This is a genomic window from Variovorax paradoxus (assembly GCF_030811855.1).
GTDB classification, from domain to species: Bacteria; Pseudomonadota; Gammaproteobacteria; order Burkholderiales; family Burkholderiaceae_C; genus Variovorax; species Variovorax paradoxus_L.
The window spans coordinates 1-23,182 of the sequence record NZ_JAUSRN010000012.1 but is presented as its reverse complement, the minus strand read 5'-3'; the positions used below and the strand labels follow the sequence as shown (position 1 = coordinate 23,182).

General features: G+C 66.1%; 22 protein-coding genes. 10 read left to right on the top strand and 12 right to left on the bottom strand.

Annotated features, from left to right (window positions below):
- The first annotated feature begins 61 nt into the window (after positions 1-61).
- Positions 62-844, top strand: a complete 783-nt coding sequence (locus J2X92_RS20910) for an SDR family NAD(P)-dependent oxidoreductase (protein ID WP_307578355.1) — start codon at positions 62-64, stop codon at positions 842-844.
- A gap of 621 nt (positions 845-1,465) precedes the next feature.
- Complete coding sequence (locus J2X92_RS20905; protein ID WP_307578354.1) at positions 1,466-2,404, top strand: pectate lyase family protein; 939 nt, start codon at positions 1,466-1,468, stop codon at positions 2,402-2,404.
- A 42-nt stretch (positions 2,405-2,446) separates the two neighbouring features.
- On the opposite strand, the gene J2X92_RS20900 is transcribed toward J2X92_RS20905, so the two are convergent.
- From J2X92_RS20900 to J2X92_RS20860, 9 genes are all read right to left on the bottom strand, one after another.
- Positions 2,447-3,043: a hypothetical protein gene (locus J2X92_RS20900; protein WP_307578353.1), complete on the bottom strand. Its 597-nt coding sequence runs from the start codon at positions 3,041-3,043 to the stop codon at positions 2,447-2,449.
- Between the two features lie 21 nt (positions 3,044-3,064).
- Positions 3,065-3,862 (bottom strand): DUF899 domain-containing protein, encoded by a 798-nt coding sequence (locus J2X92_RS20895; RefSeq protein ID WP_307578643.1) that lies wholly within the window; start codon positions 3,860-3,862, stop codon positions 3,065-3,067.
- A gap of 158 nt (positions 3,863-4,020) precedes the next feature.
- A complete protein-coding gene (locus tag J2X92_RS20890) occupies positions 4,021-4,704 on the bottom strand; it encodes a Vgb family protein (RefSeq protein ID WP_307578352.1) in 684 nt (227 codons plus the stop codon).
- Positions 4,705-4,755: 51 nt separating this feature from the next.
- Positions 4,756-5,976, bottom strand: coding sequence for a helix-turn-helix domain-containing protein (locus J2X92_RS20885; RefSeq protein WP_307578351.1), 1,221 nt, complete (start codon positions 5,974-5,976; stop codon positions 4,756-4,758).
- A 43-nt stretch (positions 5,977-6,019) separates the two neighbouring features.
- Complete coding sequence (locus J2X92_RS20880; protein ID WP_093014171.1) at positions 6,020-6,244, bottom strand: formate dehydrogenase subunit delta; 225 nt, start codon at positions 6,242-6,244, stop codon at positions 6,020-6,022.
- An 11-nt stretch (positions 6,245-6,255) separates the two neighbouring features.
- The gene (gene fdhD, locus J2X92_RS20875) at positions 6,256-7,092 is read right to left on the bottom strand and encodes a formate dehydrogenase accessory sulfurtransferase FdhD (RefSeq protein ID WP_307578349.1); all 837 of its coding nucleotides are present in this window, start codon (positions 7,090-7,092) and stop codon (positions 6,256-6,258) included.
- Complete coding sequence (fdhF, locus tag J2X92_RS20870; protein ID WP_307578347.1) at positions 7,089-9,971, bottom strand: formate dehydrogenase subunit alpha; 2,883 nt, start codon at positions 9,969-9,971, stop codon at positions 7,089-7,091. Before fdhF ends, fdhD begins: the two co-directional genes overlap by 4 nt.
- A 26-nt stretch (positions 9,972-9,997) precedes the next feature.
- Positions 9,998-11,554, bottom strand: coding sequence for a formate dehydrogenase beta subunit (locus tag J2X92_RS20865; RefSeq protein ID WP_307578345.1), 1,557 nt, complete (start codon positions 11,552-11,554; stop codon positions 9,998-10,000).
- Entirely contained in the window at positions 11,551-12,015 is a 465-nt protein-coding gene (locus tag J2X92_RS20860; protein ID WP_307578342.1) for a formate dehydrogenase subunit gamma, read from the bottom strand. The genes J2X92_RS20865 and J2X92_RS20860 overlap by 4 nt, the downstream gene beginning before the upstream one ends.
- A 121-nt stretch (positions 12,016-12,136) precedes the next feature.
- Here J2X92_RS20860 and J2X92_RS20855 point away from each other — a divergent pair, with 121 nt between their 5' ends.
- Positions 12,137-13,249: a substrate-binding domain-containing protein gene (locus tag J2X92_RS20855; RefSeq protein ID WP_307578340.1), complete on the top strand. Its 1,113-nt coding sequence runs from the start codon at positions 12,137-12,139 to the stop codon at positions 13,247-13,249.
- Here the strand turns inward: J2X92_RS20855 and norR are convergent.
- Entirely contained in the window at positions 13,238-14,827 is a 1,590-nt protein-coding gene (gene norR, locus J2X92_RS20850; RefSeq protein WP_307578338.1) for a nitric oxide reductase transcriptional regulator NorR, read from the bottom strand. The genes J2X92_RS20855 and norR overlap by 12 nt on opposite strands.
- 144 nt (positions 14,828-14,971) lie before the next feature.
- Between norR and hmpA the strand changes: the two genes are divergently transcribed.
- Positions 14,972-16,165 carry an NO-inducible flavohemoprotein gene (gene hmpA / locus J2X92_RS20845; RefSeq protein ID WP_307578336.1) on the top strand — a complete coding sequence of 398 codons (1,194 nt, stop codon included), beginning with the start codon at positions 14,972-14,974 and terminating at the stop codon, positions 16,163-16,165.
- 69 nt (positions 16,166-16,234) lie between these two features.
- The gene (locus J2X92_RS20840; RefSeq protein WP_307578334.1) at positions 16,235-16,522 is read left to right on the top strand and encodes a DUF1330 domain-containing protein; all 288 of its coding nucleotides are present in this window, start codon (positions 16,235-16,237) and stop codon (positions 16,520-16,522) included.
- Between the two features lie 2 nt (positions 16,523-16,524).
- Here J2X92_RS20840 and J2X92_RS20835 read toward each other — a convergent pair whose 3' ends face one another.
- Entirely contained in the window at positions 16,525-17,403 is an 879-nt protein-coding gene (locus J2X92_RS20835) for a class I SAM-dependent methyltransferase (protein ID WP_307578332.1), read from the bottom strand.
- A 138-nt stretch (positions 17,404-17,541) separates the two neighbouring features.
- On the opposite strand from J2X92_RS20835, the gene J2X92_RS20830 reads away from it, so the two are divergent.
- The 5 genes from J2X92_RS20830 (at position 17,542) to J2X92_RS20810 (ending at position 21,841) form a co-directional block, all read left to right on the top strand.
- Positions 17,542-18,435, top strand: coding sequence for a LysR family transcriptional regulator (locus J2X92_RS20830; protein WP_307578330.1), 894 nt, complete (start codon positions 17,542-17,544; stop codon positions 18,433-18,435).
- A 551-nt stretch (positions 18,436-18,986) separates the two neighbouring features.
- Positions 18,987-19,301: a hypothetical protein gene (locus J2X92_RS20825; RefSeq protein WP_307578328.1), complete on the top strand. Its 315-nt coding sequence runs from the start codon at positions 18,987-18,989 to the stop codon at positions 19,299-19,301.
- A gap of 85 nt (positions 19,302-19,386) precedes the next feature.
- Entirely contained in the window at positions 19,387-19,650 is a 264-nt protein-coding gene (locus J2X92_RS20820; RefSeq protein WP_307578326.1) for a hypothetical protein, read from the top strand.
- Positions 19,651-20,228: 578 nt separating this feature from the next.
- Positions 20,229-21,041: a winged helix-turn-helix domain-containing protein gene (locus J2X92_RS20815; protein WP_307578642.1), complete on the top strand. Its 813-nt coding sequence runs from the start codon at positions 20,229-20,231 to the stop codon at positions 21,039-21,041.
- On the top strand, positions 21,038-21,841 hold the full coding sequence (locus J2X92_RS20810; protein ID WP_307578324.1) for a response regulator transcription factor: 804 nt from the start codon (positions 21,038-21,040) through the stop codon (positions 21,839-21,841). Before J2X92_RS20815 ends, J2X92_RS20810 begins: the two co-directional genes overlap by 4 nt.
- A gap of 207 nt (positions 21,842-22,048) precedes the next feature.
- On the opposite strand, the gene J2X92_RS20805 is transcribed toward J2X92_RS20810, so the two are convergent.
- Positions 22,049-23,182, bottom strand: a 1,134-nt coding sequence (locus J2X92_RS20805) for an ISNCY family transposase (RefSeq protein ID WP_307578322.1), incomplete at its 5' end; no start/stop codon positions are given.

The window sequence follows — 23,182 nt, the reverse complement described above, 5'->3', positions numbered from 1 at the left end:
AGTCGACCCAGGAGGTGATTTGAGTACACACACAACCGCCAGCATTGGCAAGCGCGCGCTGGTGACCGGCGCGTCCAGCGGCATTGGCGCGGCCATCGCGCGTGAGCTCGCGGCGCTCGGCGTTGATCTCGTGTTGACGGCGCGGCGCCGCGACGCACTCGACGCGGTCGCTGCGACCTGCAAGGGCGTGAAGGTCGAGATCGTCACCGCAGATCTCGGCCAGCCCGATGCTGCGCGTGCGCTGTGGGACGCAGCGACCGCCGGCGGGCCCATCGACATCCTGATCAACAACGCCGGGTTCGGCTATTTCCGCCGCTTCGACGAGGTCGACTGGGCGCGCGACGCGGAACTCGTCCAGCTCAACATGACCTCGCTCGTCGCGCTCGCGCGGTGCTTCGTCGACGCGCGCAAGGCAAGCACAGCACCCGCACACATGGTGAACATCGCGTCGACCGGCGCGTACCAGTCAGTGCCGAACATGGCGCTGTACGCCGCGTCGAAGGCCTTCGTCCGCAACTTCAGCGAAGGTCTCCATGACGAGCACCGCGGCACCTCGCTTTCGGTGACCTGCATCTGTCCTGGCGGCACGGAAACTGCGTTTCACGCCGCATCCGGCGGGGGCGACTACTCGTGGATCGCGAACGCATCGACCAAAAGCGCGGAGTTTGTGGCGCACACGGCGATCCGCGCGATGCTGCGCGGCGAGCGCACGGTTGTGCCTGGCCTGTTCAACAAGCTGTCGTGCTTCGGTGTGCGCTTCTTGACGCGGCGGTTCGCGTCTCGGGTGGCGACTCAAGTGCTCGGCAAGCCGCGGCTGGCGCTACCGACGCGAACAGCCACTTGAGAGCACTTCGGGCCCCTTGACGGGGCCCCGAGTTTCGCAGGGCGCTGAAGCAGCGCCTTCCCACTGCTTTGTTTTGTCACAAAGAGACACAAATTGTCGTCGCGGGGTCGCGCCGGCCGCCCCTTCCATCGAAACCTCGACTGTTTCCGACAAATTGCGTCCACATCGACGACAAGAAATCGAAATGCATTGCCGGCATGCAGCGTGCGTATCGACGTGGTCTCCCGCTTAGACAGTCGTCATTCCATGCGGGGCATCAACACAGAAAATCCCATGAAGAAAATGAAGCAAAGAAGCCACCGGTCGCGCGCTGCGGGTGCTCTGTTGGCGCCGTTCGTACTGGTGGCCTGCGGCGGTGGCGGTGGTGGTGGCGGCGGGACGGGCTTGCCCCCGGTGGCCGCTGCATCCGCATTCACCGCGTCTCCTGCTGCAGCTCCTGCGCCTACTCTGGCTCCGGCTCCTGAAACTGCCAGTGCACCAGCACCAGCACCAGCACCAGCACCTGCACCTGCGACCGGGCCAGGACCTGCGCTCACCTCAGACAGCCTGAGCGGCGGGTTTGCCGGCGAGGTCACCGGAGGCGGCAAGGTCGCGGCTATCACGGTGTCTAGCGCGGCGCAGATGCAGGCTGCCATTGACGGCTACACCGGCAACGGTGGGCTCGTGATCCGCTACAACGGAACGTTCGATTTCGCCAGCATCACCGATGCCTGCACGCAGTGGAAGTTGCCGGCGGGCGCCATCGTCGATATCGAGGACAAAAGCAACATCACCATCGAGGGCACGAACAACTCGTCGGCCAACTTCGGGCTGGCCATCAAGGCCGATGCCACCAACATCATCATCCGCAACATGACGATCGGCCTGCTGCCGGGTTCGATCGATGCGATCGGCATCGAGGGACAGAGCGGCAAGTTTCCCGGCCACATCTGGATCGACCACAACACGCTGTTCAGCAGCTTGAAGGAGTGCTCGGGCGCAGGCGACCTGGAGTTCGACGGCCTGCTCGACAACAAGGCGGGCGCGCACCACATCACCTATTCCTACAACCACATCCACGATCACCACAAGGTCGGCCTCATCGGTTCGAGCGACAGTGATTCCAGCGACCGCTTCATCACCTTCCATCACAACGTCTACGAGAACGTCGGCTCACGCCTGCCGCTGCAGCGCGGCGGCTACACGCACCTCTACAACAACCTGTACAGCGGCGTGGCCACGTCGGGTGCCAACATTCGCATGGGTGGCTTCTCGCTGATCGAAGGCAACTACTTCGAGAACGCGCAGAACCCCGTGACCTCGCGCGACAGCTCGGCCATCGGCTTCTGGGAACTGCGCAACAACAACATCAAGACACCGGCCGACTTCAGCACCTTCGGGATCACCTGGGTGGCCAGCTCGTCCTCTCCGACGCGCGACGCGACCGACTGGATCACGACTGCCGTGTTCCCGGTGAGCATCCCCTACGCGTACACGGCGCAGGACCCGGCTTGCGTGAAGCAGACGCTGCCTGCGGTGGCTGGTGCGGGCAAGACGCTTGCCCGCCTCAGCTGCAGCTGAAGGCGGCGCTCTCGATGGCGAGTCGACAGCAGTTGCAGCCTTTCAAAAGCGATGCGCTGCCGCAGCTGACAGCCTCCGCCTGAGCCTCGACAGCCAGCGGCCCCCCGCATCGAAGCAGCGGCAAGCACCGAACGCGATCGCACCGGTCACGGCCAGCATGGCCGCGGTGTGAACGCCGACCGCCGCGAACGCCAGCAGCAGCGAGCCCGATGCGCCGACCTCGCGGGCTGAGGCGTCACCCATGCACAACGGGATCAGCGCCGGCACCAGCATGAGGCCGGCGCCGTGCGCGGTGGCCATCATGAAGGACCAGAGCGCCATCCCGACGTGACCGGCCGGCGCGCGCGCCGCACGCGGTGTGCGGCTCGACAAGTGAAGCGCCGCGAAGACGACGATCAGCACGCCGGCCGAAATCTGCAGCACGACGCGGTCCATCGACAGGCCGAAGGCCACCGCCGCGGCCACGAGCGCCACCGAGGCGGCGTGCCCGATGGCGATCGGCGCCAGGGCCCGCAAGGCTTGCGTGCGGTCGCGTGAGCGCACACCCCAGGCCGCGGCCCACATCCAGCCAGTGGCGGGGTTCAGGCCGTGAAGGGCCCCGATCCCTGCCACCACGAGCCATGGCCAAAGGTTTGCCATGAGACGCTTTCGAGGACAGGTTCAATCGGATCCGTGGCAGCACGAGCCCGCCGCGGCCGCCGGCTTCGCAGCCGGCGCCGAGGACTCGTAGCGGTCATGGTGCCGCACCCAGTCCATCGCATGGACCGGGTTGGGTTCGTCCCTTCCCTTGGGCGTGAGATCGAGCAGGTTGTAGGTGCCCATCATGGCCTCTACGCCGCGCTCATAGGTCGAGTAGGTGTGGAAGACTTCGCCCGCGTCGTCCTTGTAGAACACGCTAATGCCGGGCGCCTCTTGCGCCGGAAACGGCCGCACGCTGTAGTTGTAATAGACCTCGCCCTTGCCCTCCGCCCACTCCTGCGGCTTGAAGCTGACGTTGAAGTCGTAGTTGAAGTCGCTGCCATGCGAAGACACCCACTTGAACTGCCATCCCATGCGGCGGCGAAAGCGCTCGATCTGGTCCAGCGGCGCGCGCGAGACCACCAGCAGCGTCAGGTCGCGGTTCTCCAGGTGCACTTTCATCCCGTCCAGGTGATCGGACATGTAGGAGCAGCTCGGGCAGCCTTGCTCCCAATCGGGGCCGAGCATGAAGTGCTGCACCAGCAGCTGGCGGCGGCCTTCGAAAAGGTCTGCGAGTGCGCGCGGGCCCTCGGGTGTGTCGAAGACGTAGCTCTTCTCGACGCGGGTCCACGCCAGTGCGCGGCGCTCGCGGGCAATCTGGTCGCGCAGGTGAGTCAGCTCCTTTTCGCGGGCCAGTAGCGCCTTTCGCTGGGCGAACCATCGGTCCTTCGACACGACAGGATGGCTGGCGATGGGGGTCTCGGCAACGGCGGTGTTCATGCGTTTCTCCTTGGGCTCGATGAGCCGTACGCGGGTTTCGTTCATGCGCGGCTCCACCCGCCTGGTGGCCGGCGCGCTCGTCTTCGGCAAGCAAGCCGAAAGGGGGTTGTCAGCGCGCGGGTGCCGCCACCTTGCGCGCCGGGATGCTGGTGGGCCGCTCAGGCCTTGACGGCTCTCGGACGCCGCACGGCGCGGACCTTGCCGCTGCCGCCGCCACCGCAATAGAAGAGGTCGGCCCCGTCGGACTCAAGCCCGCTCACGTTGGCGCCGCGCGGCATCTCCAGGCGCTCGAGCACGGCGCCGTCGGCGGGGTCGACGCGGCGCAGTTCGCTTTCGTCGTTTTCCCAGGTGCCGTGCCACAGCTCACCGTCGACCCAGGTCACGCCGGTGACGAAGCGGTTCGATTCAATGGTGCGCAACACTGCGCCGCTCACCGGATCGATCTGATGGATCTTTCGATCGCGATGCTGCCCGACCCACAGGCTGCCCTCGGCCCAGGTCAGCCCCGAGTCGCCCCCGTGGCCGGGCGCGGGGATCGACGACAGCACCTTGCCGCTGGCCGGATCGATCTTGTCGATGCGCGCCTCGGCAATTTGGTAGAGATAGGTGCCGTCAAAGGCGGTGCCTGCATCGCAGACGCAATCGAGGGTGCGCGTGGACTCGCCGCTCGCCGGATCGAAGGCGACCAGCTTCGTCCCCGCGGCCGCCCAGACGCGCTGGCCGTCGTGGGTCACGCCGGCCACGCTGCCGTCACCGCCAAAGGGCCCGTATTCGCGCACGATCTCGGCCGCACGCGGCACGACCTGGGACTTGTCTTTCTTGCTGGCTGTGGTGCTGTTCATCAGTTGCTCCTTGTGTGGGCGGGTGCCGGGATCGGTGCCGCGGAGACAACTCTATTCAATCGGCAGCGCAGCGGGGAGTAACAAGATCGTCGTGAATCCCGCGAGCGGAGGCGCCAGCCAGCGTTGCGCCCGCGCGCGGCCGATGGAGCGCACCCGGCCTTCGGCTTCGAGCTCGACGAGGGCGCGCTGGACCGTTCGCTGGCTCGCATCCAGTGCCAGCGCGAGCGCCGAGGTCGACCAGGCCGCACCATCGGAGAGCAGCGCCACCAGCGAGGCCTGCTCGCCGTCGATGGGCGGTGCGAGCACGACCACGTCGCGTGCATCGCGCGGCTTGAGCGCAAAGCCGCGCGCGGTGGCCTCGATGCCGGCCTGCGGGGCGATCAGTGCACGCAGGCGGCCGATCTCAACCCGCAGGCGCGCGCGATGCGTCTCGTCCGGGCGGCGGGTGTTGAACGCGTAAGCGATCAAGGCTTCGCGATCGACATCGCCGGGCCACGCCTCGGCCAATGCACGCGCCAGTGCAAAGAGCACCGGCCGGCGCGCTAGCGGCCGCCACGCTTCACCGCAGCCCACGCCGCGGCGGCAGGCGTCGACCACCAGCGCATCGGAGGCCAGCACCGCTGCGACTTCGCCCAGGCGCAGCGGCTGCTCGCCACCGGGGAAGAGGCGCCGGGCGGCGGGGCGGTCGAGCGCGGCCTGCGTCTCCGCCACCTCGGCCAGCAGCGCCGGCACGCGCGCGCGGCCGGCCGCCTCGCGCGCACGGGCGAGCGCGGCGCGTGCCGGAGCGATGTGCAGCGAGCGCAGCGCCAGTTCCGCCGCAGTCAGCTCGGCCACGGCCGCCAGCATGGGAGGCAGGTCGCGCACGTCCAGTGGCGCCAGCGCGGCCGCGGCAGCTTCGAGCCGGCCGAGCAGCAGCAGCCGGCGCGCCGCGATGAGCCGCGCCTGCATCGCGTTGGCGCGGTCGGCGTGCGCATCGAGCGTCTCCGCCGCCGCCGCCAGCGCGCGCGGCGAGCCGCCGAAATCGCGCATGGCCATGGCCACCTCCGCCTCGGCCACGACGCAGCGTGCGCGCGCCAGTTCTTCATGGGCCCCGAAGCCGCGGCTGGCGCGCCGCAGCAGTTCGCGCGCGCGCGGATGCTCGCCCAGCTGGGCCATCGCGATGCCGCGCAGGGCCAGCGCGGGCGGGTCTTCGCGCAGGGCGACCCGCTTGAGGGCGCCGAGTGCGTCGCCGGCAGCGAGCGCACGCGCGGAAGCGGCAATCAGGGAATCCATGCCGCGAGGTTACCCGGCACGGCGCCTCGTGCAGCCCTTTGCGCTATTCGAGCAGCGCCCGGTGAACCCGGATCGCCTCGGCCGAGACCGGGTTCAGTTCCCCGGATCCATCGGCATCCAGGTGCGCGAGCAGTTCCCTGCGCATGCGCGGCTCCCAGAAGCGCTTGAGATGCTGCGCCAGGTCATGCAGGGCTTCGCTGCGGTCGGGCATGGCTTCGAAGAAGCTGCCCATCTGGTTCACCATGCGAATCAGCTGGTCGACGTGCATTGCAGAAAACCTCAGGCGTTGGCGGGCGAGCCGTTCAGCCGCCACGGGTGGGTGTAGATGACCAGGTCGTCGCCGCGCACGAAGCCCGCCAGCGTCAGGCCGGCGTCTAGCGCCACCGTCGTGGCCAGCGAGGTCGAGGCCGACACCGCCGCCAGCAGCGGCACGCCGGCTGCGACGGTCTTTTGCACCATCTCGAAACTTGCGCGGCTGGTCACGGCGATGAAGCCGGTGGACGCGTCCAGCGTGCTTTTCGCAAGCGCACCCACGAGCTTGTCGAGCGCGTTGTGCCGCCCGACGTCCTCGCGCACCAGCAGGGCTTCGCCATTTGCGGTGCACCAGGCCGCCGCGTGCACGGCGCCGGTGACCTTCTGCAGCACCTGCAGCGATGCAAGCTCCCGCATGCCGCGGGCAACCGCGTTTTTCGAAAGTGCCGGGCCGTGCGGCAGGGAAGGCAGCGCACGCGCGACATGGGCCAGGCTCTCGGTGCCGCACAACCCGCAGCCCGTGCGTCCGGCCATCGAGCGGCGGCGCTCTTTCAGCCGCGCGAAAGCCGCGCTCGCGACGTCGAGCTTGAGCGTGATGCCTTCGGGCGCGAACTCCTCCTCGATGCCGTAGAGCTCACCACGCCCGAGCAGGATGCCCTCGCTGAGCGCGAAGCCCAGCGCAAAGTCCGCCAAGTCGGTCGGCGTTGCAAGCATCACGGCGTGCGCGATGCCATTGAACTCCAGCGCGACCGGCACCTCCACGGCCACCCAGTCGCGGTTGTCGAATGCCTGGCGCGCGCGCACGCCGCGCACGGGCAATAGCTCCGCGCCTCCTGGCCGCAGCGGTATGTCGGCCAGGTTCATTTGGCTGCCGCCGTTTCTGCCGCCTGTTCGAGCCGCTTGTTCAGAAGTTCTTCTTGCAGAGCGTTGAATCGGCTGTACTCCTGCTGCCATTCGGAAGGCTGCATCACCGGCATCACCTGAACCGCGGTCACCTTGAACTCGGGGCAGTTGGTGGCCCAGTCGGAGTTGTCGGTGGTGATCACATTGGCGCCCGATTCGGGGAAGTGGAAGGTGGTGTACACCACGCCCGGTTGCACGCGTTCGGTGATGGTGGCCCGCAGCACGGTTTCGCCGGCCCGGCTCTTGATGCCGACCCAGTCGCCTTCGGCGATGCCGCGGTCCTCGGCGTCGTTCGGGTGGATCTCGAGCCGGTCTTCGCTGTGCCACTGGTTGTTCTCGGTGCGGCGGGTCTGCGCGCCCACGTTGTATTGCGACAGGATGCGCCCGGTGGTCAAAATCAGCGGGTACATGCGCGTGACCTTCTCGTCGGTGGGCACGTACTGCGTGATGATGAACTTGCCCTTGCCACGCACGAATTCGCCGATGTGCATGGTCGGCGTACCCTCCGGCGCGTCCTCGTTGCACGGCCACTGCACGCTGCCCAGCTTTGCCAGCTTCGCGTAGCTCACGCCGGTGAAGGTCGGTGTCAGCGCAGCGATCTCATTCATGATCTCTTCGGCGCTCGCGTAGTTCATGGGGTAGCCCAGCGCGTTGGAGAACAGCTGCGTCACCTCCCAATCCGCGTAGCCGGCCTTCGGCGGCATGACCTTGGTGACGCGCGAGATGCGGCGCTCGGCATTGGTGAAGGTACCGTCCTTTTCCAGAAACGACGCGCCCGGCAGGAACACGTGGGCGTACTTGGCGGTTTCGTTCAGGAACAGGTCCTGCACCACGATGCACTCCATCGCCATCATGGCCTCGGCCACGTGCTGCGTGTTCGGGTCCGACTGGACCACGTCCTCGCCTTCGCAATACAGGCCCTTGAAGCTGCCGGTGATGGCGGCATCGAACATGTTGGGAATGCGCAGGCCCGGTTCGGGCCGCAGCTCCACGCCCCATGCGGATTCGAAACTGCCGCGTGCGGTGCTGTCCGACACATGGCGGTAGCCCGGCAGCTCGTGCGGGAACGATCCCATGTCGCACGAACCCTGGACGTTGTTCTGGCCGCGCAGCGGGTTCACGCCCACGCCTTCGCGGCCCACGTTGCCGGTGGCCATGGCCAGGTTCGCGATGCCCATCACCATGGTCGAGCCCTGGCTGTGCTCCGTGACGCCCAGGCCGTAATAGATGGCGGCATTCCGCTTGCCGTCATGGCCCTGTGCGAAGAGCCGCGCGGCGGCGCGCAGGTCGGCGGCCGGCACGCCCGTCACCGCTTCCATCGCCTCGGGCGAGTTAGCCGGACGCGCGACGAATTCGCGCCACTCGTTGAACGACTTGGCCTCGCAGCGCTCGGCCACGAAGGCTTCGTCGACCAGCCCTTCGGTCACGATCACATGCGCCATCGCGCTGATCACCGCCACGTTCGTGCCTGGCTTGAGCTTGAGGTGATGGTCGGCCTTGACGTGCGGCGACTTCACAAGGTCGATGGTGCGCGGGTCGATCACGATCAGCCGGGCACCCGCGCGCAGGCGCCGCTTCATGCGCGACGCGAACACCGGATGGCCGTCGGACGGGTTGGCGCCGATCACCATGATCACGTCCGACTTTTCCACCGACTTGAAGGTCTGCGTGCCGGCCGATTCGCCCATGGTCTGCTTCAGCCCATAGCCCGTTGGCGAATGACACACGCGCGCGCAGGTGTCGACGTTGTTGTTGCCGAACGCCGCGCGCACCAGCTTCTGCACCAGGTAGCCCTCTTCGTTGGTGCAGCGCGAAGACACGAGCCCGCCGATGGAATCGGTGCCGTACTTGGCCTGGATGCGGCGGAACTCGCTGGCGGCGTAGTTGACGGCTTCGTCCCAGCTTACCTCCTGCCACGGGTCGGAGATCTTGCTGCGGATCATGGGCTTGAGTACCCGGTCCTTGTGGGTGGCATAGCCCCAGGCAAAGCGGCCCTTCACGCACGAATGGCCTTCGTTGGCCTTGCCGTCCTTCCAGGGGACCATGCGTACCACTTCATTGCCCTTCATCTCGGCTTTGAAGCCGCAGCCCACGCCGCAGTAGGCGCAGGTGGTGATGGCGCTGTGCTCGGGCTGGCCCAGCCAGATCACCGATTTTTCCTGCAGCGTGGCGGTGGGGCAGGCCTGCACGCAGGCGCCGCAGCTCACGCAATCGGATTCCATGAAGGGCTGGTCCTGTCCCGCCGACACGCGCGACTCGAAGCCGCGGCCGCTGATGGTGAGGGCGAAGGTGCCTTGCGTCTCTTCGCAGGCACGCACGCAGCGGTTGCAGACGATGCACTTGGACGGGTCGTAGGTGAAGTAGGGGTTGGATTCATCCTTGGCACTGTTCAGGTGGTTGGCGCCGCCGTCGCCATAGCGCACGTTGCGCAGCCCGGTCACGCCGGCCATGTCCTGCAGCTCGCAGTCGCCGTTGGCGGCGCAGGTGAGGCAGTCGAGCGGATGGTCGGAGATGTAGAGCTCCATCACGCCCTTGCGCAGTTCCTGCAGCTTCGGGCTTTGCGTGCGCACCTTCATGCCCGCTTCAGCCGGCGTGGTGCACGACGCCGGATAGCCCTTGCGCCCGTCGATCTCCACCAGGCAGAGCCGGCAGGAGCCGAAGGGCTCCAGGCTGTCGGTCGCGCACAGCTTGGGCACCTGCACGCCGGCATCGACGGCCGCGCGCATCAGCGAGGTGCCTTTGGCCACTGTCACCGGCGTGCCGTCGATCTCGAGTGTGACTTCCTCGGTGGACTCGCGCCTGGGCGTGCCGTAGTCGATCTCTTGCGATGGGTTCAGCATGGAGTGTCTCCTGTTCGTATCGCCGGTCAGGCCGCGGCGCGGTCGGGGGCTTCGATGCCGAAGTCCTCCGGGTAGTGATTGATGGCGGACAACACGGGGTAGGGCGTCATGCCGCCCATGGCGCAGAGCGAGCCGTGCAGCATGGTGTCGCAGAGGTCGCGCAGAAGAATGACCTGCTGCGGCCGGTTCTGGTTGCTGGTGATCCTGTCGATCACTTCCACGCCGCGCGTGGAGCCGATACGGCAGGGCGTGCACTTGCCGCAGGACTCGATCGCGCAGAACTCCATCGCGTAGCGGGCCAGCTGCGACATGTCGGCCGTGTCGTCGTGCACCACGATGCCGCCGTGCCCGACCACCGCGCCCACGGCCGCATAGGCCTCGTAGTCCAGCGGCAAGTCCCATTGCGATTCGGGCACGTAGGCGCCCAGCGGGCCACCCACCTGCACCGCCTTGATCGGCCGGCCGCTCGCGCTGCCGCCGCCGAAGTCGTAGAGCAGTTCGCGCAGCGTGAGGCCGAATGCCTTTTCAACCAGGCCGCCATGCCGGATGTTGCCCGCCAGCTGAAACGGCAGCGTGCCGCGAGAGCGGCCCATGCCGTAGTGCTTGTAGAAGTCCGCGCCCCGCGCCAGGATGAGAGGCACCGAGGCCAGCGTAATCACGTTGTTGATCACGGTCGGCTGGCCGAACAGCCCCTGCAGCGCGGGCAGCGGCGGCTTGGCGCGCACGATGCCGCGGCGGCCTTCCAGGCTTTCGAGCAGCGCGGTCTCCTCGCCGCACACGTAAGCGCCGGCCGCCTTGCGCACGATGAGGCGAAAGCGGTGGCCCGACCCCAAGATGTCGTCGCCGAGAAAGCCGGCCTGCTCCGCATTGCGGATGGCCTCGTTCAGCGTGGCGATGGAATGCGGGTATTCCGACCGCACGTAGATGTAGCCCTCGGTCGCGCCGGTCGCAATGCCTGCGATGACCATGCCTTCGACCAGCATCAGCGGATCGCCTTCCATCGTCATGCGGTCGGAGAAGGTGCCCGAGTCGCCTTCGTCCGCATTGCAGACGATGTATTTTTGCGGCGCCTCCGCGGCCAGCACGGTCTTCCACTTGATCCCGGCCGGGAATGCGGCGCCGCCGCGGCCGCGCAGCCCGGAGTCGAGCACCTGCTGCACGATTTGCGCGGGTGTGAGCGTGAGCGCGCGGCGCAGTCCCGCAAAGCCTTCATGCGCCTCGTAGTCGGCCACCGAGACCGGGTCTGTCACGCCCATGCGGACGAAGGTCAGGCGCTCCTGCTTCTTCAGGTAGGGAATCTCTTCGGTCAGGCCCAGGTTCAGCGCATGGGCGCCGCCGGAAAGAAAACCGGCATCGAACAGGCCGGCGACATCGGCCGGCGAGACCGGCCCGTAGGCCACGCGGCCCGCCGGCGTTGCCACTTCGACCAGCGTCTCCAGCCAGAACAGGCCGCGCGAGCCGTTGCGCACGATGCGCACGTCCGCATGGCGCGCACGGGCTTCCGCCGCGATCCGTTGGGCGACCCGCTCGGCGCCGACGGCCAGCGCCGCGGAGTCGCGCGGAACATAGAGCGTGACGGTCATGAACCGCTCCTTGCTTCTTCGACGATGGCGTCGAACAGCGCCGGCGTGATGCGCGCATGTACCTCGTCGTTCACCGCGATGGCCGGCGACGATGCGCACAGGCCGAGGCAGAACACCGGCTCCAGCGAACACTGCCCGTCCGCCGAAGTGCCGTGCACGTCGCAGCCCAGTCGATCCGCCGCATGTGCCAGCAGCGCATCCGCCCCCATGGATTTGCAAGCTTCGGCCCGGCAGACCTGCACCAGCACGCGGCCGGCCGGCGCGGAACGAAAGTGGTGGTAGTAGCTGACCACGCCATGCACCTCGGCCCGCGACAGGTTGAACTGCTCGGCAATGAGGGGCACGGCCTCTGGCGGGATGTGCCCCAGCGCATCCTGGATGCCGTGCAGCGCGGGCAGCAGCCCGCCCGGAACATCCTTGTGTGCGGCGGCGATGGCGGTCGCGGTGCCCAGGTCTTGCATATGCTTTCGATCTCCTAATTGGAGTTGCGATATTCGTGGTTGTGCGAGTGTATGGAGTGAAAGAAGGCGCCACAATATGAGGCGTTCAGCCCAATAAATATGCTTTCAAAAGCCGAAACTCATGCATGAAGTGCACATCAAGCCGCAATGGACCATTCGCCAGCCCGACGGCGCGGCGCTGGCGCCGCGGGTGATCGAACTGCTGGTGAAGGTGCTGGAGCACGGCAGCCTGTCGAGCGCCTGCACCGCCAGCGGCGTGTCCTACCGCCATGCCTGGGAGCTCATCCGGCAGGGCGAAACCATGTTCGGCCAGCCGCTGGTGGCCATGCAGCGCGGCAAGGGCTCCAGCCTCACCCCGCTGGGCGAGAAGCTGGTGTGGGCTGACCGCCGCATCACCGCGCGCCTGTCGCCGCTGCTCGATTCGCTCGCGTCCGAGCTGGGCGCCGAGATCGAGAAGCTGATTCCCACCGCGCCCACCTTGCTGCGCATCCACGCGAGCCATGGCTTCGCGATCGAGGCGCTGCACGGCTTCCTGGCCGCGGCGCAGGTGCCGGGTGACCTGCGCTACTGCGGCAGCGAAGAAGCCGTGGCCTCGCTGCACCACGGCAGTTGCGACGTGGCGGGCTTTCACGTGCCGCTCGGCGCGTTCGAGGCCGAAGCCATCGCCCACTACGGCGCCTGGCTCAACCCCGACACGCAGAAAGTCATCGGCATGGCCACGCGCCATCAGGGCTTGATGGTGGCGCCGGGCAACCCGAAGAAGATCTACACGCTGGCCGACCTGGCGCGTCCCGGTGTCCGCTTCATCAACCGGCAGGCGGGCTCGGGCACGCGCTACCTGTTCGACCTGCAGTTGCGCGAGCAGGGCATCGCGCCCGAGTCGATCAAGGGCTACGAGCAATGCGAGTTCACGCATGCGGCCGTGGCGGCCTTCGTGGCCAGCGGCATGGCCGATGCGGGCTATGGCGTGGAAACGCCGGCGCGCCAGTTCAAGCTGGACTTCATTTCCAACCAGGTGGAGCGCTACTTCCTGCTGTGCGACGAGCGCTCGCTCACCGCGCCCATCGTGCAGCGGATGCTGGCCATCTTGCGCAGCGATGCCTACCAGGAGGCGGTGAACCGGCTGCCGGGCTACCAGGCGGTGAACTGCGGCCGCGTGCTGTCGCTCGCCGAGGCCTTCGAATCGCTTCGGCCGGCGCCGGCCACGAAGCGCGGCGCGCGTTCAGTCGCTTGAGGCGGACGGCCGCATGCCGAGCTTGCGCAGTGTGCGATGGAAGTTGCTGCGGTCGATGCCGGCCTCGCGCGCGGCGTTGGCCACGTGTCCGTGGTGCCGCGCCAGCGCGTCAGCAAGCCACGCCCGCTGGAAGGCTTCCGTGGCTTCGCGCAGTGTGCCGCCCGCGGCAATAACGCCCGCGTGAAGGCCTGTTGAAACCGCCGCATGCGCAGGGGAGGGCAGAGGTGGCGCGGACGGTGCCTGGGAACTGCCTGAACTGCCGGCTGCCGTCGCATCCAGCGCCAGATGATGCGGCTCGATCGCGGTCCAGCGCGCGCCGCGGCGCTGCTCCGTGAAGGCCCGCAGCGATGCGCGGCTGATCACGTGCTCGAGTTCGCGCACGTTCCCGGGCCAGCTGTGCGCCAGGAGTGAGGCCTTCGAGGCCGGCGACAGCCGCAGGTTGCGCGCACCCAGGCGATGCTGGTTCTCTTCGAGGAAGCCGCCGGCCAGCGCCACCACGTCGCGGCCGCGTTCGCGCAGCGGCGGCACCACCAGCGGATAGACCGAGAGCCGGTGGTAGAGGTCGGCGCGGAAGCGCCCCTGCGCAATCGCAGCGGGCAAGTCGCGATTGGTGGCCGCGATCACGCGCACGTCGACCTTCAGCGTGCGGTCGCTACCGGGCCGCTGCACCTCGCCGCTTTGCAGCACGCGCAGCAGCTTGGCTTGCACCGTCAGCGGCAGTTCACCCACTTCGTCGAGAAAGAGCGTGCCGCCGTCGGCAATCTCGAACTTGCCGTCGCGGTCCTGCACCGCGCCGGTGAATGCGCCGCGCTTGTGGCCGAACAGCTCGCTGTCGGCCAGCGACTCGGGCAGCGCCGCGCAATTCACCTGTACCAGCGGCTGCTCGCGGCGCCGTGAATGCGCATGCAGCCGCTGCGCCACCAGGTCCTTGCCCACGCCGGTTTCGCCGAGCAGCAGCACCGTGAGGTCGGACACCGCCACTGTGTCGATCTCGCTGCACAACTGCTTCATCGCGGCGCTGCTCCCGAGCAGCTCGCGCGTGGTGCCGCGGCCCGAACGCAGGGCCTGTGCGAGGGCGTGCTCGCGCATGGCGCGCGCTTCCATTTCCTGGATCGTGTGGGCGGCCTCGATGCCGGTCTCCACCAGCGTGACCATGGCGTCAAGCTGCGCCGGCGTCACGGTCTCGAACGCGCCGGGCTCGAGCGCGTCCAGTGTCAGCAAGCCCCAGACCACGCCGCGCAGCCGCAGCGGTGCCCCCATGCAGTCGTGCACGGGCAGGATGCCCGGCTGTCCCGAAACCAGGCCGTCGTAGGGATCGGGCAGGCCGCAGTCGTGGGCGAAGCGCAGGCCCCGGCTGCTTTCGAGCAGGCGGGCGAAGCGCGGGTGAGACGCGATCGGAAACTGCCGCCCCAGCGTCTCGTCGCTCAGCCCATCCACCGCGACCGGCCTCAACACCTGGCCGTCGAGCTGCAGCAGCGCGGCGGCATCGCACCGGACGAGTTCGCGCGCCGCGGCAAGGAGAGGGCGATAGCGGCTGCCTTCGCTGGCCGTAGTCTGATTGACACTATCTGTGGTCATGAATGCAACATTGATTCTGTTGCGAATTTGACCACGTATCGAGAATCCCCAGTGTCCACGGGCACTTGCGAGGGGCCGGCCGGCTGGCACGGAACGTGAGAGGGAATAGCGAGCTTCATTTTTTCAACCCGAGACAGACCCACCATGAACCCGCAGACCATCGCCATCGTCAAAGCCACCGTGCCCGCGCTTCAGGCACATGGAGAGGCCATCACCAGCCACTTCTATCGGATCATGTTCGAGAGCCATCCGGAGGTGAAGGCGTTCTTCAACGAGGCGCACCAGGCCGCCGGCAGCCAGGCGCGGGCGCTCGCGGGCGCGGTGCTGGCCTATGCCACGTACATCGATCGCCTCGATGAAATTGCCGGCGCGCTGCCGCGCATCATTCAGAAGCACGCTGCCCTGGGCGTGCTGCCGGAGCACTACCCGGTCGTCGGCGCCTGCCTGCTGCGTGCCATCAAGGACGTGCTCGGCGACGCCGCAACCGACGAAATCATCGCGGCATGGGGCGAGGCCTACCAATCGCTGGCGGCACTCCTGATCGCAGCGGAAGAAGAGGTCTACCGCGCCAACGCCGCGCAGACCGGCGGCTGGCGCGGCGAGCGCGAGTTTCGCGTGGCGAGGCGCGAGGACGAGAGCGAAGTCATCACCTCGTTCTACCTGGAGCCGACCGACGGCGGTCCACTGCTCACGTTCTCGCCGGGCCAGTACCTCACGCTGGTGCTGAACATCGACGGCGAACCCCTGCGGCGCAACTACTCGCTGTCCGATGCACCGGGCAAGGCCTGGTACCGCATCAGCGTCAAGAAGGAGGAGGGCGGCAAGGCATCGAACTGGCTGCATCAGGCCGCCACCGTCGGCACGCTGCTGAAGGTGCAGGCGCCCTGCGGCGACTTCGTGCTGCAGCCCACAGCCACCACCGGCGAAAGCGCGCGCCCGCTGGTGCTGGTGACGGGCGGTGTCGGCATCACGCCGGCCATGAGCATGCTCGAGTCGATGGCGCACACCGGCCGGCCGGTGCATTTCATCCACGCGGCGCGGCATGGCGGCGCCCACGCGTTCCGCGCGCGCGTCGACGCGCTGGCGGCCAAGCATGCCAACGTGAAGCCTGTCTATGTTTACGACACGCCGCGCGATGCCGACCGGCCGCACGCCACCGGCTTCGTGACCCGCGAGTTGCTCGCGCAGCAGCTGCCTGAAGACCGCGACGTGGATCTCTACTTTCTCGGGCCGAAGCCTTTCATGAAGTCGGTGTATGCCAACGGCCTGGCGCTCGGCGTGCCGAAGCAGCAGCTGCGCTACGAGTTCTTTGGACCGCTGGAGGCGCTGGAGGCCTGAGGACGCCGGCAGGGTATTGCTTCGCGTGCCGGCCATCCGCATGATTGCCGGCAAAAGAAGGAGACCGCCATGCCCGCCTACCTGATTGCGCAGACCGAAATCCACGACCACGAGATCTATGACAAATACAAGGCGCAGGTCTTGCCCGTCATCCAAAAATTCGGCGGCCGTTTCATCGTGCGCGGCGGCACTCTCGAAGTGCTGGAGGGCGGCTGGCAGCCCAGTCGCCTGGTGGTGATCGAGTTTCCTTCGATGCAGCACATCCGCGACTGGTTCGCCTCGCCCGAGTACGCGCCGCTGCTCGCGCTGCGTCAGCCGGCAGCGGTCGACTCGCTGGTGGCGGTTGAAGGCTGCTGAAGCTACTGCGACCGGCGGCCGGCCGTCAGCAACAGTTCGTTCGGGCCTTCCCAACCTGACGGGGTGTTGAAGGCGGCGAGGCGCTCCTCCATCTCGGTCCACGCGGCGGCCGCGGCACTGTCGTCCAGACGGCCCAGGATCTGCCGGACCGGACTTGCCGACGCCCGGACGAAATCCAGATAGTGGCGGGCCGAGGGCAGCTTGAACGGCGCATCGATCGTCGTGGTGGCCACCTCGGTGAACCCAGCCTCCTTGAACAGCCCGTCGATCAGTCCGGGGCGCCCCAGGCTCAGCAGGGTGCCGGGCTGGAACGGGTCGCGCGGCGCGAGCCCCGCATGCTTCATGGCCGTCGACATCAGGGTTGTGACGCATGGATTGCGCTCGGGTCTTCCGAATACCAGCGTGCAGGCACCGCCGCCGGGTTTGAGCGCACGGTGCATCTCGCGCAGGCCTTCCAGCGGATTCGGAAAGAACATCAGACCGAGCCTGCACACCACCGCGTCGAAGCTGGCGCTATCGACCGGGAGCTTTTCGCCATCGGACACTTCCGTCTGCACATTGGCGTAGCCGGCACGCCTGGCGTTGTCCTGTGCCAGCGCCAGGATCACGGGCGACAGATCGGTGGCGAGCACGAAGCCATCCGGGCCGACGCGCCGCGCCACGTCGAGGGTCTGGTCGCCGGCGCCGGCGGCAACGTCGAGAACGCGCGCACCCTTTGTGACGCCGGCCATCTCGAGCATGGCCTCGGTGGCGCGGTCCAGCCACTGCCGTATCTGCGGCGCATGGCCGTTCCATCCCGGGGCCGCGCGGTCCCACTCGCTGCGGATGGCGGTCTTGAACGCTTGGGCGTCCACTTCGGGTGCGATCAACGGGTTGGTCATCATCGATCCTTTACTTCGCCGGGTCGGTCGGCATCTGGTGGCTGTCACTCCCCGTTTGAACCCAGCATAGGCGCCGAGATGCCCCGGCGTAAGCCGCAGGAATGCAGAATGGGGCCGCACAAACGCATAGCTCGCGCCATGTTCGACTGGAACGACCTCAAGTACTTTCTGGCCGTGGCCCACCACCACAGCACGCTGGCCGCCGGCCGTGCGCTGCAGGTGAACCAGTCCACTGTCCAGCGCCGGCTGGCCGAGTTGGAGCGGCGCCTCGGACGCCAGCTCGTGCAGCGCCATCCCACCGGCTATCGCCTGACGGAGTTCGGCGAAGCGCTGCTGCCTTATGCGGAAAGCGTCGCGAAGGCAGTGGCCGCGCTTGAACAGCAACTCGAATCGGCCCAGCTCGAAGCGGTGGGCGTCATCCGCGTGACCTGCCCCGAGCCGCTGGTCTACCGCATCACGCAAACCACGCTGCTCGACCGCTTCCATGCGCGGTACCCCGGGCTGCGCGTCGAGTTCGTGATGAGCGACAAGTACCTCGACCTGATGAAAGGCGAAGCCGACGTTGCCCTGCGCTCTGGAGATACCGTAGATAACGAACTGGTCGGACGCAAGATCGGCGATTCGCTCTGGGCGGTGTATGCGAGCCGCAAATACGTCGAACGCTGCGGCCAGCCCGATCGCGTCGAGGCGCTCGAGCAGCACGACCTCGTCGGCTTCGACGAGACGATGGCCAACCATCGTGCAGCCCAGTGGCTGCGAAACGTGGCTCCCCACGGCAGGGTGGTCGCGCGCAACAACAGCGTGCTCGGGCTGCTCTATTCCGTGAAAGCCGGCGTTGGCATTGCGCCGCTGCCTACCGCCATTGCCGATGTGGAACCCGAACTCGTGCGCGTGCTCGGTCCCGTATCCGAACTGGCGCGCATCTGGCGTCTTCTTACCCGCGCCGACCTGCGGCACACGCCGCGCGTTGCTGCGTTTTTCGACTTCATGATCGAAGAGATCGACACGTTGCGGCCGATCATCACGGGATAGATTTCAAGCTCGCGCAAACATCAAATTGTCTCTGTCGTTAATGATCAATTTTTCAAGTTGGTTTTCACGATGCAGGCCGTCCGAAATCCCCGAGCTTCTATGCCTTTCGTGCAATTGCCGACGCCCAAAGCCAGGCGTACGCTGCACTCCGGTTGCATTGAAAAAGCGGCTGCAGATGGCGGCCTTTTCTACGGTGATTCACGATCTTTTCGAAGGTTGATTTCGGGTTTTTCTACCGCGCGGTAGAAAACGGGATGGCATCGAGCGAGCCTTGCAGATCCGCTCGCGCGACGGCAGCGCCTCAAAGCGCCACGACGACAGCAACACAGCGCCGCATCATCGATTCCGATGACGCATTCGCCGCATCGAAAGCCTACCCTTGCACAGCACCTAAGCGGGCCTAGAAAGTTCATCCCATGTTCCATCGCACCGTTCGACGCTTGTCCGAAGGAGCGCAGGGCGCATTCAAGCTCCGGCGCTCGAAGCGAATCCAGCTCATCGGCGCCTTCGCAAGCGGGGCGCTTCTGTCTGGCGCCCTCATGGCGTCGGCAATGCACGCTCCCGCCGCAGCGGTTGCCGCGACCCGCAAAGCAGACCCGCGCGCCGGCCTGTCGGCCTCGTCCAGGCTCGACCTGCTGCGCAACGAAGCCGGGAGCGGAGACGAGTTCTCAAACCGTGAACTCTCCATAGCGCTGATGGAACGGTATGACTCGACGGGCGACTCCGACGACCTGTACGAGGCCATGGTCTGGTTCGACAGGCGATGGGCCATGTCCGGCAACACGGAACTGGTTGCGCGCGTGGTCGAGCGCTACTGCGGGCAGCGCGTGGTGCGATGGCACTGGCTCTGCATCGGGGGGGAATGACAAAGGCGCGCGCTTCAACGCGAACGGCCCGGCCGCCACGAACGGCATTCCAAATTCTCCAGCACCCCACCACCAAGGAGTCGATATGGACTTCACCAGAATATTGCATGCGGCAGCGCTCACGGGACTCGGCCTCGCTGCCGCTGCCTGCCAGCAGAGCGGCCCCCAGATTGAACTTGCGAGCGCCGTGGCCCCGGCCGACGAAGCCAAGGCCGCACCGAAAGATGCGCGCGCAGCGGCATCGAAGATCTCGGACGACAGCCTCCTCACGTACATCGGCGAGATGTTCGCGGAGCAGCAAAGGGCACTCGCCGGACGGCCGCCGGACAAGGATGCGCCGAGTTTCTGAAGGCGCGCTGGCGATGTGGCCGCCCGTAACGCCACGGCGTTCATGGCCCCGCGGAGGCGCAGACAGGGCAGGGGGACGCGCATCCTCCATAACCTGTCCGCGCCTGTTCATCACGTCCCGGCGGAAATGAGTCCAGCAAATCGCTGCTGAAGTGGCGACGAGCCCTGGGCGTCATGGCCCTGAGGCTTCACGGCGTGAGCCTGGCGAAAAGAAGTACCCCCGGCGCTGCCCGGATGAAGCTCTTTTGCCGAATCCATGCGAAACGTGCATAGCGTGCTGCGCGTTCCTGCCTTTCAAGATTGCGATCAGCGAATCCCTCTGCAATTGGCCCGAGGTGCCGCCAATAAATGGGGGAGGGAATTGCAATACATCGTCAGATCGCTGGCAAAGAGAACTTTATGTTTCTAAACTGACCGCCCATTTGCGAGCGATACACCGTTCGTTCGCTGAATCGAAGGTCACGCGATGCGCAGTACGCCACAACCCCAGCCCCCAGGGCATTCGCCCTCGTTCGCGCAATGACTCTCCATTGTTCCGAACGCAAGGGCCGGCCCGTCCGGCCGCGAGCTGGCTTGAAAGTGAACCAAGAGGCGCAGGGAACTCCAGAACCGTCCATCCCGCCGAAATCGTGGGTGCATCGTCGGCGCAACATTGCCGTGGTGAGCGCTTCCGGGTCGACGGGCGAAGATTCGCGCCGGGCGCTGCGCGCGCTGGGTCGGTCGCCCTGGATATTCATGAACATCGACGAGTTGCGGTCGCTCGGCAGCCGCCTCCAGCAATTCGAACTGCTGGTGTTCGTGTATCCCGCTTCCCTTGAGACGACCGAACATCAAGATTCGCCTGCAAGCGAGGTCCGCAAGGTCATGGGCGAGGGCGTTCCGGTTCTATTGGCATTCGAGGGCAGGGCGCCGGCGTCGTCAGTCCGGGTGCAAGACATCAATACTGGCGTTGCCAGCGGTCCTTTCACGTTCAGCCGCTTTTACATCCTGCTGCACGATTTTGCGGTGCGCCATCGCATCCGCATAAACCCGGCTGCGCCCGAGTGGGGACCTTATCGGTTTCATACACGGACTCACTCGGTGTCCATCGGTTCTGCTGAAGTGAGATTGACGCCCTGCGAGTTCGATCTGGCGATCGAGCTTTTCTACGGCATGGATCGGGTCGTTCCCACTCAGCGTCTGGACTTCATCGTCGCCGCGCACGGTTCTCCAGCGGAGAAGAAATCCGTTCACGCAAGGATCGCTGGATTGCGCAACGCACTGGATTTCGATCTCACCCGAGAGTGGCAAATCGAGAGCGTTGCAGGGATTGGATATCGATTGCTCGCTCCGGTCGTCGCAGTTCCCGAAAGCCACAACCTCGGAGGCCGCATTGGATTTGGCACGCGGTGAACAACAACAACAGCCATGCGCGTCCCTCAACCAAGTTCGGCATCATCATGACGAATGAACGCTCATTGTCCGTGGCTCTCTTGGTGACGGAAAAGGAACGCAGAACGGCATTGCAGGAAATGCTGGTTGAACTCGGGCATCAGCCCACCGCGTTTTCCGATGCAGCAGAGCTGCTGATCGCGTTCTGCATCGGACAGCGATTCGATCTGTTGCTTTTGACCCTGCACGATCCGTCACTGCATCAAAGCATGTCCGAAGTGTGCAAGCGACTGTGCATACCGATATTGCTTGTCGTCAACGACAAGGACTGGTCATCTTTGCTGCCACGCGCCAACGATGAGTCCGCATGGGATGACGTCATCGAGTTCAATGTCTTGCAGACGCGCGTTCAGGAGCTGAACTGGCGAGTGCAAACACTCCTTCACCGAAGGCGCGGTTCTTCGCGAGCACCGCGACTGGACAACGAAATGACCTGGGGTGACTACAAGTTCCTTCCGGATAGCACCACCGTCCTGCACCGGGGACGCGAGATCCGTCTTTCACCGCTCGAGCTTGCGTTTGCACTCGAACTGTTCCGCAATGTCGGCCGGGTGCTGACGCGAGACTGGCTGCTGGACGCGCTCTGGGCAAACAGACGACGACTCGAGAGTCAACGCACGGTGGACGTCTGCGCAACAAAAGTGCGCAAAAAGCTGGATTTGTGCGATGCGAACGGGTTTGTCCTGCGTGCCATCTACGGGCAAGGCTATCAACTCGTCGCTGTTTCGCTTGGTGCTGGTGGGTCGCCGGTGCTGCAGTGAGGGTTGGGACCGGGTAGCTGGACCGGGGGAGCAATGCGACATTTCTATTCGGGCCAAACGCGACATTACTAATCAGCCGCTACACGCAGTGTCAACGCCAAGTTCAAATGTCGCATTCCTGGCTAAATAGAAATGTCGCATTTCTTCTTTTTGGATGGAGCCCGGCGAACGCCGTGACTGCCTTGCCTTTGAGCCTGCACAGGTCTTTCAGCCGGAGGCCAACACGGTTGTTTTCTTGGGTGCCCGGCAGACCGCTCTGACCGCTTCGTCGAGGTCCTGTGACGTGAACTGCCTGGACCGTTTGGTCCCTGGCAAAGCCTTGGTGGAGTAGGGCGCCTGCCCCTGGTTCGTGCGCGAGGGCGTACTGGACTTCCTTCTGTCGTCACGCTGCGCCTGGATCACCAGCGCAGCCTGCAGCGCGTGGCTCAGGCGCTTGTTCTCGACGATGGCGGCCGTGTCGACCTGCGGCAATCGGTCATAGCGCTCATAGACCAGGTTGACTCCGTCGGCCCGCAGCTCGATGCGCCCATCCGGGTACTCGAAGACATCGATGTACCGATGGATCAGCTTGCGGTTGGCTGGCGAGTCCTTGAGCAGGTAGATCACCCGGTCGTGTTGTAGCGTGAGCGACAGCGACACCTTGCGCTGCAGCCGCCAGGTGAACAGCAGATCCAGATCCTCATCGGCGCGCACCGGTCGATGCGCATCGAACTCGCGCAGCGGCGCCTTGGCGAAGCGGGCATTGAAGTCGGCGATGAAGTAGGGCGCGAACGCATTGGCCGCCTCGCGCGTGTTGATCTCCCGCAGGCGCAGTTCCTTCACCAGGCGATCCTGCAGCGTCAGGTTGGCACGCTCGACCCGGCCCTTGGCCTGGCTGGTGTTGGCACACATGATGTCGATGTTCAGCTCGAAGAGAACGCGTCCGTACTGCGTCGTGCCGCGACCGAAGTCGGTCGAATCGCGCACCGAGCGGAAGATGCTGGCCTTGTCACTGTAGAACGCCACCGGCTTGCCATGCTGTTCCAGGTAGGAGCGCGTTGCCTCGAAATAGGCAAACGACGATTCAGTGGGCACGAAATGCAGCTGCATCAGCTGGCTGGTGGCGTCGTCGATGAACACCAGCAGTGTGCACGATGGCGCTCGGTCTTCGAACCACGCGTGGTCGCTGCCGTCGATCTGGATGAGTTCGCCGACGCACGCTCGACGGTTGCGCGGCTGGTGGATCTTGGCCGCCCGCTGTTTGCGGGGCGTCCACAAGCCTGTAGCGACCATCAGCGCACGAACCGTTTCCTTGCTGAGCGCAATCCCGTGGCATTCCTGCAGCTTCTCGGTGGCCAGCGT